The organism is Vibrio sp. MEBiC08052 (assembly GCF_001506075.1).
In the GTDB taxonomy this organism is placed as follows: domain Bacteria; phylum Pseudomonadota; class Gammaproteobacteria; order Enterobacterales; family Vibrionaceae; genus Vibrio.
The window spans coordinates 3,943,016-3,957,645 of the sequence record NZ_KQ947475.1 but is presented as its reverse complement, the minus strand read 5'-3'; the positions used below and the strand labels follow the sequence as shown (position 1 = coordinate 3,957,645).

The following is a 14,630-nucleotide window of genomic DNA, read 5'->3' as shown; positions in this document are numbered from 1 at the left end:
AACGGCAACGCTGTCTGCGACAGCACCTTCTACAATGCCCGAAAAATCTGGGCTGATCAACCCGGATCGGCGAACCTCTGTGACAAACAGCAAAATTACACTCATTTTACCTTAAATCCATCCATATTAACCGCTCTGCGTGGATTAACCCTTTGTTTTTAAAGAACTGGCGCACCTCGACAACCTGACTAAGTATAACATACTGACCTTCAAGGAAAAGCGCTGATTTGTCATTTTGTCGTGTGAGCACCGCCAGTAACCGGTAGACCATAACCTAAACAATGGTGGCTGACGGAAATACACCGACAGGCTGACCATCGAGTGTGGCAGAGCGAGCCAGCGTCACCCGGATTTTCACTCCCCTCCATCAGCTTTTCAAGCTCTCGCTTGAGTCCGTTGAGCTGTGACTCGGTTCTGCATTTGATTTCAAATACGGAATACTGCACCCGCTCTCCGAACTCTAACAACTTATTGCCCATTCTCCGGCGGATTTTATCATCTTCAATATCAAAACAGACCAGATATTTTAACGCCATTCTGTTTTCACCTCATCAGCGGGGCTGCCACGGATAAAATTCATCTGCTTCACCGATAATCGCTTGCAGCAGATTATGGTTCTGCTGAACGATTTGATCCAGCACGGAGCGTTTCTCTCCGTCCGGGTCGGTAAACTGTGGTTTTTGCAACTGATCCATCAGATAACCCGTATATTTCTTTCTCGCTGCCTTATCTAACCAACAGACACCGCCCTTCTCATAAAAGTCAGCCGGTTTGATCTGCCCGGTGTTGATCAACGTAAAGACACTGCGGTCAACAATGTAGCGAAAGGGTTCCATCAAATCTGATGCCAGTGCACTATGCGTGCCTCTGGCCTGATGATAGCCACCATTGGCTGGAGACAGTCCCACTGTTCGGATCAGGCTGTCAACATGGCTGTAAAGCAGTGAATATCCGTAAGACAGCATCGAATTGACCGGATCTTGCGCACGTCTTTTTTGCCGGTGAGTAAAGTGCCATTCCTCACCCAGATTCAACTTCAGTTGGCCCCAATACTGTTTTGCTGCATAACCTTCAATCCCTAAACATTCGTCAATCGCTTTGGCATGAGTGAGCTGTTGCAGCAGCTTATCGATGGGATCAAATGACAAATCCCGTCGGCGTAATACTTCCTTCTGGCTTCTTAGTTTTGCCGTCACCAGCGATTTAACAAAACGCAGCTGAGTGGTTTGATTTTTAAAATACACCACTTGCTGGAGGTAAAGTTCAGGATTGCCGGCGTGCAAAGAGGCAACACCTTCATATTTGCCGCTATGACTGCAAAAGTAGATATGGATTCCCTGCCCCATCGCGGCAGTGAGTGCCTGAGTGGTGATCTGATGATGACCAAACAAAACGACTGTATCTAACTGGCTGATAGGGAGATCCGCAACCACATCATCTTCCCGATTGACCACCAGCCGGTGCTTTGCAAGGTGGAGTACACAATGCTCACCAACCACACACAGGGTTTGCCCTTTGATCTGCTGATAAAAAAGCTGTTTTGCTTCTTTTTCGGTTTTCAGAGGCGGCGGGGATGGCTGATTCTGGCGGCCTACAGCCGGTGCTGAAATCTGGGTTGTATTGACTTCTTTGGCTTCAATCACCAGATCATTGACAAACAGATAGCCCAGAAAGTGAATCCCTTCGGAAAAATGTCTGATCCGCGTTTTCTCATGGTTCAGCGCAAATCCCTGAGCCGTCAGGATCTCCTCAATCATATGCAGCGCTTGTTGTGCTTTGTCCCGGCTTTTGGTCAGAACCAGAAAGTCATCCGCATATCGGATCAGCTCATATCCCAGACTTTCCATCACCGCATCAAGATGATCCAGCATCAGGTTTGCCAGAACCGGGCTGAGAGAATTCCCCAAATCAAGCCCGGTTCTTTCATAATCTTCATACCCTGCCGGCAGATGCTGCCTGCGGATAGGGGCGGACAGAAAACGTTCAACCAGTGTCCAGAGCGGGTCGGCACCATAAAGCGCAGACAGGCGGTTTAACACGCGGGACTGTTCGACGGAAGGGAAAAAATCCCGGATATCGGCATCGACGGCATAGACATATCCGGCCCGGATCCGGTTGATAATCCGATCTTTGGCGGACAGTCGGGAATAGCCTTTGCGATAGCCGTAACTGGTTTTGCTGTAGAGTTGATCCAGACTGGCGCCAAGCCAGAGACTAATCGTTTTATGGAGCACTTTGTCATTAAATTCAGCCAACAGAATCAGCCGTTCTTTACGTCCCTGCTCTTGCATCAGCCACGGTGTTAAAGGGGCTGGCCAGTAATCGTGATGCAGGACTTGTTGTAACATTTCAGGAAGATCACTCCGCTGTTGTTCGAGCGCCTGCTGCTCATCATTGAGCTTATGAAATTCATGCTGCCAACTGTGCTCAAGTGACGAATAGTTGATCACCCGTTGCAACAAGGTCCGGCTGCGGCTGAGTGCCGGCATCATAGTTTCACCGTCCTGAGTCATCAGCCGATAGCGACCCGTGCCGAATCTGCGGTTCTGACCGATACCAAGATATTGCCCCAGGATCAGGATCAACCATTCATCATCCGTTAAAGGAGGCAGAGCAACCGACACCAAACCCAGTAACCCGCCCATCTCTTTGGCAAATTTATCGGCGGACTGATAAAAAGTATCTGCCCAGAATAATTGTTTCTCCGTGATTTCTATCGCTGGCGGTGCCGTTCGGGTCGGTCTGCGGTCAAAGGCATCCAACTGCTGAGCCACGCTTGCGACCGTGTCGAATATCCGGCTGAACAACAATTCGGCACTGATTTGCTGATTGGTTTTACACAATCGGCTTTTGATGTGATGACCAGTGTGCGTTTGCGTTTTGGACACTAAAAGCCGGGTCGGACTGATAAACTCAAGGGTGACTTGATAGGGGGATAATTCCCGCCACATGCCGATCTGTTCCGTCAGTGACGCCCAATCAATCACCCCGGCGGCGGCGGGTTCGGCAAGCAACTGTCCGCTCAATGCATCCCGGATGGCGACGAGTTCAATATTGTCCTGCATCAGACCTTTACACTGCGCCTGATAAGCCGAGGCGGGAAGCTGAGAAAATAGCAGAAAAACCGCCTGCATCAGCGTTAAATTTTCACCGCAATGGATGATGTAAAAAGTATAGCTGTCTCCCTGATGATAGTTGGTCTCACCACTTTCCGGGGTATGAATGGCAATATGCTCACTCTTCTTGCCGGACAGTTTTAACAGGGTGCGCAAAAAGCCGGAGACCGGCGACTGATGAAAGAAAGGCAGTTGAACTGACTCAAGCCAGCGCAGCTCCATCTGATAAATCCGTATCGGTAAAACCGACTTTAACAGTTCCAGAGTATTCAACTTATTCATCCACCGCACTGTCGATCACAACATTCGTCAGTATGACGGTTAGTTTGTCCGTCAACTGACGATACAACAGTGCAGGCTCATCCGTATTTTCCGGGCTAAGTAAACCATACAAATCCTTAAATAGTGGCTGAGATAAAAACTGAAACGTCTCCCTTTCCTGAGCTGCCCACAATCCCACTTTTTCGTGACGATAATAGTTCACCGCCGCTTGTTGTTTTTCGACCGGTAAATAACCATGCGTAATGATATTGCGGTATTGCTGAGCCGTGGGCTGAGACTCGTCCAACAGTTCGTCTCGCAACCGGCTTCTGAACACCGTCAGCGGATGCTGGTCGAGCTTGTCTGCGGGTATCTCACCGCTCTCCGTCTCAATCAATTGAGAACTGAGCAACACAGCGATATCGTTGGCGAGTGACCTTTGAGGACTTCTGTAACTAATTCTGGTGTCTATCGAGATATTTTTTTCTTTTACGACCTGTAGTCTGCTTTTTGTCCACTCTTCACCCGGGAGTAACCTCTGGCAAGCTCTCTCATATTTTGCGCGATCATAGTCTGACGATTTCGGATTGTTGGTATGAAGATTGCTGGTATAAAAATTGTTGCCATGAAAGTAGTCAAAATTACCCGCCAGGGCCTGACCAAAAATGTCATACAGAGCGACATCATAGAGATCAGCGGTGAAACGCATCGCTTCCTGATAGTTTTGTTTTCTCAGCGCGGCTTCAATGCGAAACGCCGCCCACAGGGTATTCGGCATCGCGGACTCGCTGGCAAAATCCAGCACAGGTTCACCGGTTTGTTGACAATAGACCTGATTCAGTTCTTCCAGACTCGCGTTGCCCTGAAACCATTTTGCCGTCATGATGACGGCCTCTGCCCACTGCCGATCGGACACAACCTTCTGCTCTGGCGAGACAAAGAATTCGGCAATCGCTCGCGCCCCTTCAAAGTTACCCTGACAGATCAAGCCCAGAGCCTGACGCCTTGCCTGATAAGAAATATCCAGCGTCGGGTACGCATGAGCATCTTGTCTTTGATCCTCAGTGGTAAACCGCGAATCTCCATCGGCAGCGACCCAAATATCCACTTTGTCAAAATAGTAACGCAGCACCGATTCAATCGGAGATTTAAACTGCGGCAATCCACCTCCGGGGCTATACAATGCCTGCGGTTTAATTTTTTCTTGTGCGTAAGCCTGAACCAGATGCCTGACCACCTGATCAATATTCTGCACCGCTTTGCGGTTGACCGGTGCATGCTGTTTATCGCCTTCAGCATTCATATCGCCATACAGATAGTTACAATAAAACGCCCCGCCAACCGGTGAAGATTGCCCGGCAATGTATTCGCCACAGTAAGTCAGGTTCAGCTCTGTCGCCAGCCACCGGGCAATCACCGGCCCATAGGCATAAGGTTCCTTATCGCTGTGAGTTGAGCCTTTATCACGGCAGGTATTAAACACCACTACAGAGCTTACCATCGGATATCCCTGTTGGCCTTGTTGATACACCCCCAAGTATTTAAGCATGGTGAATAGTTTGGTCGGGAGCAGAGTAACCGCTATATCAGGTTCATCAGATCTGGTCGATGCGGTAAAAGGACCGATGCGGATATCAAATTTTTTCGCTAAATCACTTTCTTTATATAGACTTAGTACGTTTTTCTGATCTCTCAACTCAACGAACTTATCATTCATCCAGTTCTTTACATTCTTTCGATTACTCTTGTCGGACGAAATTTCTCCCCGATATTTTTCCTTGTTTTCTTCTAACCGTGTCATCAAAGTATCGGGATGTTCAGGTATTGATAGAGCAGCAAGTGACTGGTAGTGCTTGTATGAAATCAAACGAATCTTTTTTTGCTCGCTTTGCTGCTCAGTCAGAAATTCATCGCAAAATAGTTTGACAGAATTTTTGCCTACACTAAACGGAAATGAAAACCGTTCCTTAGTTTGTTGGTTTTCAAAGGTCACCATCACCTGAAGATCGGTTTGTCCAACCGTGATAAAAAGTGCCACGGGTTGATTGTCAGTCTTATCCATTTTTCCTCCCATTACGCTTATCACTGCCGTCTTTTTTGCAGGTAACCCTGCCGCATCTTAGAATGATAGTTAAGCACCTGATCATCATAAGTTTCTTGTACTGTATTCAGATCCATTGCGTGAACCTCCAGCCACTGCCTCAGTATATCGTTATAAGTGCCATGTTCCCCAAAACGCTCTAAAAATGCCTTAACTTTCTGCAAAGCACTTTCTTCATCAAGATTATTCAGTCGGATTCGGCAACTCCCAAACCCGAAGGCTCTGCCATAACCGAGTTTGACACCATATAACGATGGGAGTTTTGCTATATGAGTTTTGCATCGAGACAGCAATGGCAACTCAAATTTCGATAACGCCTGTGCCACCAGCTCCGGTTGCAGCGCAGCGAGAATCAAGCCTTGCTCCCAATCACTCAGCGAGCGAAACCTGAGGGTAAAGCGGTAGGTTGTGCCCGCAGGGATTGGGTTTAAAGCCATCGCAGATTGGTTACTGCCTAAATCCCCGGCACTTCGTCCCGTCACAAATTCATCCCAGGCATAATCCCGGGCAAAATGTCGGTAGAACTTTCGACCACTTAAATCAGACGTTGACAGTCTAGTGTCATCGCCATAAGTTTTTGTCAACAGCTTACCCCCCGGCTGTTGAATATAGTGCTCGACAGCACTGGCTTTCGGCGCACCGGAAATCGGCAGCACGGCAACATGTAACTTGTTATTTTCTTCTTTGTTGCGTTTGTTCAGCACTGACGCCTCACGCGGATTAACTTCCAGCGCATGATTCACTGAAATTCTGCCGGCTAATCGACTTAACCGCTTACGCTTTGTTTGCTCGTCATACTGCGTATCATCGTTATCGGTATAACCAAATAGTGCATGAACAATGTTTAAATCCGTGGGTTTACTGTGAGATAAAGCGGGGTAGCCTTCTTGGGGGTCGAAAATCTCATCGCGTATGCGCGATACATATTCCCTATCCGCCAAATGATTGACCTCTCTGATGGTATTTTTATACCGCCAGCGATACAGGTAGTTGTTCCCATATGAAATCACATTGTTCTGGCTATCGGTTTCAACAAATATAACCTGGCCTTTCTTAAGTTTTCTGTTATTTTTAATAGCGGTAATAAGCTGATTTTTATTATTCGGTAATGATGGATGACGGGTTGATATATGGCCGCTTACTGCATCTGTCAAATGCTCAGTGGTGAGTTCATACATCTTTTCCACTTCTGGAGCAACTTTAACATCATCTTCAGCCTTTTTGACCACACTCTCTTTAATCATAATTCCTTTATAAATCATTCCATTTGATAACATTCCCTGCTCATCCAGTCCACCTTGGTATGGATACAATAGGTAATTTTCTTTGGGTACAAACGGCAATTCTTCATCATCTTTAAGCTTATTTTTATTCCTAATATCATTAGAGTATTTGAGCAGACTATAGCTATGACCTTTTTTCGACTTTAAAAAACTCCCCGATATAGGTTCTCCTCCTGAAATAAGCTCTGGAAGAGCACTAAAATAGAATTGATCTACAAAAATATGATCTTGACTGGACGCATCAGAGGCCATCACTTTTAAATTCAATGGATCAGTTGTTTCCACGATTGCAATTTTTGAGAATTTCTTTTTCTCATTATGTACTGCACCAATGTTAGGCCGATAAGAAAAACTTTGTTCCTGCACCCGCTCCATCTTTGCCGCAGTTAGAGCTGCAATCGAGTTGCGCAACATCCCCATAATTGAAGAGCCGGCAATCAGCGAACGCCCCTGATACGTGAGTGGAAATAGAACATTTTTCTCTTTTTTCTGCTCTTTTTCCTCCTTTTCCTCTTGCTTATCATCAATCAGATTTCTTTCGTTATCAGTGAGCGCGTAACGCTTCATGAGCTCACTAAATTGATGCAGTGGTAAATCACCTTCTGTTGGATTCTTCTCTACAAATCTTTGCTGATGGTTGGCAAAAATCGCTGCCGTCTCAGTGGTTAGCTCACACCGGAATTCACCACTTTCTTTTTCCGGAAAATAGTGACTATGGGGCACAGCCGCCGTCTGATTGTGTTTAATTTTTCTTATAGCGACAAAATCGTAAGGCCATTGTTTTAATTTGATATCATTTGAAACATGATTGCCATTATGACTACTTCTATTAGGGTTGCTTCCTTTATTTCTTTGACTGGCCATTACAGATTCCCTCCCAAAACATACTCTGAACACCCGGTGTTATCCTGACATTCAATAAAATTCAGTTGGCGAAATTGACTAACTAATGCAGACTCGGTGACTTGCGCTATCCAGCTCAGATTGTCATCAAAGCGTGCGGTGTCATGCCATAAGTAAGGCTGACGGCGTATCTCTTGCTTCGCCTCTTGTTGCACAGCGTCATCCAGCCAGACATGTTTCAGCAGTACGCCTTGTCTGGTTTGAATCCCATGAACGGTATGATGGACAAACAGTAAGAAAAATTCGCTGAACTGCCATGCCTGACTGAGCTTATCTTGTAATTGGCTCAGCTCGTGGTGGGTAAACATTGCCGGGCATTTTTCAGCCGTCGCTTTAGGGATTGGCTCCACCCATAACAGCCAGTCATCGGTTTGGATACCGGGTAAAACGCCAAGGGAGTGAGGGGCTGAACCTTGAATCATTCCCTCAATGATGTCAGATAATTGCTCACCGCTTTCTATCCGGCAGGTTTTTACTTCGCAAACCGGTACTTGCTGCTTGTTTATTTCATGAGACGGGTTTGAGTTTATTTGATGAGACTTATCCATGTCATCGATCATGATGCTTTCTCCTCTGCGCTATCCTGAGCCGGTTCTATATCCCACTCTAACCAGCCACTATCGACCCACTGTTTGCCGCCAACTGGCAACTGTCGCTTTTTACCTTTCTCAATCGCTTGCAACAGAAGGTCATGCTGCTCTTGCAGGGTCTGTGAGTTTGCTGCTTCGAGAATGATTTTGCCCCGGAATGTACCGTTAACGATACTCATCCGCACAAACTTATTGCTGCCATACACCCCGGCGGTAAATTCATTTTCGGCATGGTTATGCAGGATCAATCCTTGCCAGTCCGCTGTTTTTGCTGCCTCAGTTTTGTCCAGCGTGGCATCACCGACAAACAACCGGCTGCTAACATCTGTCGAGCCAAATAACTGTTCTATTTTTGGCTGTAATTCTTTGCTCTGCGCTAAGGTGGCGTCTTCAGATATTAATATCCGGCTGATTTCATGATGCAATATGCCCCGCAGCGTACTTCCCGGAATAAACGGCTGCCCGTTCTGATCCTGAACAAAAAAGCGGTCAGGTTCATCGTGATGGACGTTATATGAGTAATGCTCAGGAAAACCAATATGCTTCTTCAGATAAGAATTATCGATATCCAATGGCTGTTCGGCGGCATGTCCGGCAATCAAGAAGCCATCCAATCCCCATTCTTTGCCGTCGTCATCACGGTACGGGCCTGCCGTTAACGTGAATTCGATTTCAATCCGGTTTGAATGAGCATTCTCAGCAGGCTCAAGCTGACAAACCTGCACTGATTTCATTTTTTTTAAGCGGTCAAACGAAGCTTGAGGCGTAAGTTCATTATTCGGCCAGCAATCAATATGTTCTGTTGTCAGGGTCAGTTTTTCAACCGCTGATAACTCAAACCAACCATTTCCGGCAACGGAACGTCGCCCAAGAAAAACCCCTTCCCGGAGCCAGTGACGCAGGGCTAACTGCGCCAGTTCATCCGGTGTTGGCACCGTTTCATCTTGCTGACTGATTAGCCGGGAAGGTTCAATCCGGGTATTAACTTCCATGAGAAAATCCCAGTCCACGCCCCGCGAGATAACTTCCATTGAAAACAGAGCACCATCTTCGGCCGCACCGGAAGCTGCATCTATCTTGACATACTGACGCAATTGCGTTTTAACATTTTGATGATCACTACTCAGATAGCTGTTACTGACTTTCCATGCCGAAGGTCCGAGTTCCCGTGGCTCATCATGGTGCCGATGATATTCATCATCAAACGCCACTTCTTTCGGAAACCGGACATTGAGTTTATTCAGGGTATAAACCAACGCGCCGGCCAGTGTCGTCCCTTTAATCACATAGCGTCCCTGACCGTCTTTGGCTAAAGGCATATCAACCGGGGAAATCGCTTCGGTGCCACCGATACTCATATCAGAGATCTGTTTGAGCGTACCGCGATAAATCGTTCGGTATTGACTGAATTCATTCATGATTGTGGCTCCTGACTTTTCCCTAACCCAGCGATTACATGATCAACCAACAATAAAGAAAAATGCAGCGGGTACTTAATTACTACATTGTCCACGTTGATGGCATGTTTCCAGTCTTCCAGTAAATCTTTCGTCTTATCGCTATTGAGAAACTCCCGTCCGCCTTGAGTCGTAGGATTCAGCTGAACTTTTAACAATTTTTCCAGTTCGTGTTTCTCTTTCCCGATTGGGTGTTTCTGTTGTTGAATTAATAAAAGTTGATTTTTGATGTGTTGCCACTGATGCCGTGATGATACCTTGAAGTCGTCTGACACCATTTTTTTAACTTTGGCAGACAGGGTTTCTTGAATATTGTTAGGGTATTGTTTCTCAGACGGAATCTCAGAAGCAGTGAGCGTTAAGTCCTGATAACACCAGTAACGGCCAAAGCCTTCTACCGTCCGTTCCCCCACAGCTTGCCCGGATTGAATCGCTGCTACCAATTCCGCACTCGGGTTTTTAACCCGGAAAACACTCCCCGGAGCAATCACCGCGACACTTTTACGCGGCAAGCCCGTGGCAAAATTAAACCCTGAGATATGCATCGGATCGGAGCGAATCTCAAAGGTATTGCCTAAAGGTACAACCTGAAACGCCTGACAGATAACCTCATTTGTCAGTGCTTCATGACTTTGGAGGGTCTCTGGTGAATACAGCAACCACGGACTTTGCAACACCACGGTAAATGGTTTTTCCCAATCAATATCGTCGGTTGGTAAGCGCACTACGTCCTGCACATCAACGATCTTACAAGGAGCTTTGCCCCGCCCTAACCCAAAGGTCACGCTTTGTCTTTGTGCCCAATTCAGAGTCAGCTCGAACATGGCAGCCTTCGCTCTGGAAGGAAAAGTCAATTCGGCAGTAAAACGACTTTGCTCTGATAACACCTCTTCACTGAATAATTCAGAATCATCTTCCTGACCGGAAAACTGAGTCCGGACTTTATTTCTCATATGCACGGCTTTTGCAGGAGACACTCGCTGCCATTGCCCGTTCACATGAACAATAAAATCGTCTTTTTTATTGCGTTTATATGATTCTTTATTCTGCTCATCTAATGGATCATTCAATGTGTCCTTGATATTTTCACTCGTGCCACTGAACCACCAAGGCAATATGGATGTTGCTACCTCTGTTTTCTTCTTCGTCAGTTGCAGGCTTAACGGCCAGACATGCGATTGCAGCCCGGTGACTGATGGCAGTGCATCGGTCACAACAATGGCGTCGTCACCCTCGAATGACAACAGTTGTTCAAACTGAGCGGTAAACCCCAGAACTTTAAACCAGTTTGCCAAAGCACCGCGCAATGTCGCACTACGGATATAACTCTCGGTCGGAATCACATTGCCCGGTACCCGGGTTGAAGGCAAACGCAGCGGCTCCTGATTTTCCAGAGTGATTCTGAGCGTATAAGGTTGTTCATCCGCTGGATGATGTTTACTCTTTTTATTATGAGGCAGGATACGTTTCGGCCCATCGATCTCCATTGTAATTCCGCCGGCCCCCCGATTTCTTTTACTACCCAGACGGTCGATTCTCCGCACGAACTTTTTGAAATCGCTGCATAAAGTTTGATGAGATGCCTTATCACTGATCAGTATGGCATGGGATTCAAACTGTAAGCCGGCTTTGACATACTCGACCACCCGTAGCGTATCATCCTTGGGAGCCCGATTGAGCCGATCTCCCCCTTTACCTCTGGCACTGCTGCTCCATTCAATGTAGGGCGACTCTTCAACCGGATCCTTCAAATAAAATGAACCCAGCAGCAGTTGAACCGATTCGGAGCGTTCCGGAACAAGTCCGAGAAGAGCTGACATGGATGCTGTACTTTCATTCTCTCCCACAAGCCGGATGTACTCTTTCAGTGTATCAACCAACACCCCTTTAAAATGCTGTCGGGAAATAACCGGATTCCCGTTCCGATCTCTTGCCTGAAGGCTATCGACAAAACCATTGCCCAGTCCGCTTCCGGTATGGAGATCATCAAGCAATGTGATGACGATGGTTATATGACTTAATTCAACGGCCGGACTGTTACCCATGATGCCCCTCCTTGACTGGCTGTTTTGTTTTATCTGCCCCGTTCTTCTTCTGCTCTCGCTGTAGTAAGTTGATTTCAACCAGTTCAATCAGGTCAATCAGCCAGGTCAGGTAGATATCTTGATCTTCTGGCTCTTTCCTCCACGGAAAATTCAGTATATTGCGAAGCGGTTCAGGAAGTTTTTCTTTGATCTTTTCGATTTCTGAGATCACTTTTGCCGGCAAATTATCCCAGACATATTGCGCATGTCGTCTGCCTGCGGGCAACTGACTTTGCAGAAAACGCAGTTGCGATCTTGCGATCTCGATATCTTCCTCTTCCTCCGCAGCAGAGTCAGTGGCGCTATTGACTGACAGTTTTTTATAGATACATCCGGCATGTTTAACCAACAACGCCAATGACGGCACATTGTCAGCATGAATCGGGTAGGGTTTGGCACTTAAAATCAGCGTTTCCTGAAGGTCATTATCTTGGTCGTCTTTTGTCATATATTGAATCAGCGAAGCGCTTTTTCTCTCTTCAATCGGATCATTGATCCAACTCTGAGTGACGACTTGCCAGTCTACATAGGAATGGGCACCTTGCGCGGCTTCTGAGCGATATCTGACTTTAGCACTTGCTGCCAACTGTTCTGCAATATAATGGAGTCGATAAAACGGCAGTTTGTGTGAGGCGATGACCACTCCGACACCGAGTGTCATCGGTTTGCCGTCAAGCAATAGTTTAGTCTGCAAGTTTTCATTGATGGCCGTCACCAAAGGTAACGCATCTTTTGCCCGACAAGCGAGCAGCACATCATCCCCGCCGAGCATCAATAAATGGAAAGGGACTGTGTTCCCCTGATAATCTTTGAACTGGTGCGCCAAAGCCTGCTCTGTCGCATCTCTTAATGCTCTACGGGCCGAAAAGAAAAATGATTCGACGAATGCTTGTTCTTCAAGCCAGCTCAGGGTTGAATCAGGTGTTTTTTTAACGGTGTCCAACCAAGTTTTAAACCGACTGCCCATATCATTGCCATCGGCAACAATGAGGGCAAAATATTCATCTTCAACCAAGCTATCAAAGTCTTTGTTATATTTATCGACACCGTTATTTCCTAACCAATTCTTCATTAAGATACTGGCGTTATCGGCAGATCCTTTCCCTTGCTTCGGCCCGATGTTATACCAGAACTTCTGCTTTGCCTGACTTGCTCTGGAAATATAATCTCTCGACTTTCTGGTCTCTGTTTTACTCTCCTGTACTGCCTCGGCAATACCTCTTTCACTGAACTGACACGGCTGAAATACCGGTAAATCAGGAAAGTTATCACTACGAAATTGCTGTTGAACCGGTTGAGAGTCTTTTTGTTTTAACTCATCAGGCGTACTGATCGAATACTCACAAATAATTCCGGGTAATTTTTCGTTGAGAATATGTGTTGCACGCTTAATAAACTCATTTGCGTAATCATGATGATTAAACACGGCATAGAAATGCCCGCCATCACGACTCAACACTCCGGATTTCCAGCAGGAACAAGGGTTGTCCTTCTCCCAATTAACATCCTCCGCCTCGGTTATACCAGTATCAGTATCAGTATCAGTATCAGTATCAGTATCAGTACATTGTTCCTGAATAACCTTTAATCCCTTGGCAAAATCTTGCGATTGTTTCAATTCTGCTACTGATTGGGGGAATTCTGCGACTAATTTCGGAAGCTGCCGTCGAATGACGTCGCCAAGCAGTGCATTGGCACCAACCATGTCTTTAAAGCGTGAAGACTCAAACAGATAGGTTTGAATTCTTTTAAATTCCAATTTTACAATGAGCATCCTTGTCTTCTCTGTCGATTGAGTAATAATTAATTAGAATAATGGTAAAAAAATAAATTTCATGTTTCAGTTCAAAAAAATTAATTAAAATTTTTTATTAAGTAATTTGAAATTAAATTAAGAAAAGATCCGGGCTAATTCGATAATGTAAAATGCAACCCGACATCAATGAATCACTTGAATCAATTACGTACAAAAGATGTAAATACATGGGTCTGGCTAGGTTCATCATCTTGAACTCTAGACAATAATTACCGTTTCTCTCAATTAAAAATCATATTCATTACAATTTAAAGCTAGATTGAAATTTGATAATTCTATCTATCCGGCCAAATTTAGCATAGAGTTCAATGGATTCCGGAGATCTGGTTAGGCCTATTTTCTGCGATTGCAGGTAACACCCTTATCAATATAATGACAAAGGTATTACTAACTAATAGACTAATAATTATCCTTAGTTAGATGCCCGTCTAAACCATACTTGCATTTGTAAGTCCGTAAGCTAACGCCCTGCTCTTCGTATATAATATCGGCTCTAATTCGTGCTTATTGTTTAGAACAGAACGCTAAATGCCACCCAGAATATGTCGCTACGGATATACACCTTGACCTTCCCCCGGGGGAAAGGTTTATATTTTCTCTAATTCGGTTAAGAAAGTTTCAATATGCACTTAAATATCATTCCGACAACTTGGATCGCTATCTTGGCATTAGCAGCACAGCTTATGTCAGGTTTTGCTTTCAGTTCAACAATGATGAATAGTGCCATGCCACACGGCAATCAAGCGGCAACATCAAGTTGCCCAAGTTTTCAAAAGATGTCATCACATCATCAAAGCATGGACATCGATAATTCAATGAATGTGCAATGTGAAGTACAGGCCGATATGATCCACGAGTGTTGTGATTCGACCTGTACAACATCTGCTGCGATTCTCATCACACCGAATACCCTGTTCACAGCCAATATATCACTCGCCTTATTCACCACCCTCCTTTTTGGTGATGTCGTTCACCAAACTCAAAGCCTCTATAGGCCCCCAATCGCTTAAATCCATCTC

Annotated in this window: 9 protein-coding genes; 1 reads left to right on the top strand and 8 read right to left on the bottom strand. The window is 45.8% G+C overall.

Going from position 1 to position 14,630, the window contains the following annotated elements; all coding sequences use genetic code 11:
- Window positions 1–230 precede the first annotated feature (230 nt).
- From cas2 to VRK_RS16950, 8 genes are read right to left on the bottom strand one after another with little or no spacing between them, the layout of a single operon-like run.
- On the bottom strand, window positions 231–536 hold the full coding sequence (cas2, locus tag VRK_RS16985; RefSeq protein WP_059122474.1) for a CRISPR-associated endonuclease Cas2: 306 nt from the start codon (window positions 534–536) through the stop codon (window positions 231–233).
- A 15-nt stretch (window positions 537–551) separates the two neighbouring features.
- Window positions 552–3,398: a CRISPR-associated endonuclease Cas1 gene (cas1, locus tag VRK_RS16980; RefSeq protein ID WP_059122473.1), complete on the bottom strand. Its 2,847-nt coding sequence runs from the start codon at window positions 3,396–3,398 to the stop codon at window positions 552–554.
- The gene (locus VRK_RS16975) at window positions 3,391–5,439 is read right to left on the bottom strand and encodes a hypothetical protein (RefSeq protein WP_059122472.1); all 2,049 of its coding nucleotides are present in this window, start codon (window positions 5,437–5,439) and stop codon (window positions 3,391–3,393) included. The genes cas1 and VRK_RS16975 overlap by 8 nt, the downstream gene beginning before the upstream one ends.
- 20 nt (window positions 5,440–5,459) lie before the next feature.
- On the bottom strand, window positions 5,460–7,625 hold the full coding sequence (locus VRK_RS16970) for a TIGR03986 family type III CRISPR-associated RAMP protein (protein ID WP_059122471.1): 2,166 nt from the start codon (window positions 7,623–7,625) through the stop codon (window positions 5,460–5,462).
- Window positions 7,625–8,224, bottom strand: coding sequence for a hypothetical protein (locus VRK_RS16965; protein WP_059122470.1), 600 nt, complete (start codon window positions 8,222–8,224; stop codon window positions 7,625–7,627). The genes VRK_RS16970 and VRK_RS16965 overlap by 1 nt, the downstream gene beginning before the upstream one ends.
- Entirely contained in the window at window positions 8,221–9,672 is a 1,452-nt protein-coding gene (locus VRK_RS16960) for an RAMP superfamily CRISPR-associated protein (protein WP_059122469.1), read from the bottom strand. Before VRK_RS16960 ends, VRK_RS16965 begins: the two co-directional genes overlap by 4 nt.
- Complete coding sequence (locus tag VRK_RS16955) at window positions 9,669–11,756, bottom strand: hypothetical protein (protein ID WP_059122468.1); 2,088 nt, start codon at window positions 11,754–11,756, stop codon at window positions 9,669–9,671. Before VRK_RS16955 ends, VRK_RS16960 begins: the two co-directional genes overlap by 4 nt.
- Entirely contained in the window at window positions 11,749–13,569 is a 1,821-nt protein-coding gene (locus tag VRK_RS16950) for a Cas10/Cmr2 second palm domain-containing protein (RefSeq protein WP_059122467.1), read from the bottom strand. Before VRK_RS16950 ends, VRK_RS16955 begins: the two co-directional genes overlap by 8 nt.
- Window positions 13,570–14,234: 665 nt before the next feature.
- Between VRK_RS16950 and VRK_RS16945 the strand changes: the two genes are divergently transcribed.
- Window positions 14,235–14,621: a hypothetical protein gene (locus VRK_RS16945; RefSeq protein WP_059122466.1), complete on the top strand. Its 387-nt coding sequence runs from the start codon at window positions 14,235–14,237 to the stop codon at window positions 14,619–14,621.
- The last annotated feature ends 9 nt before the right edge of the window (window positions 14,622–14,630 follow it).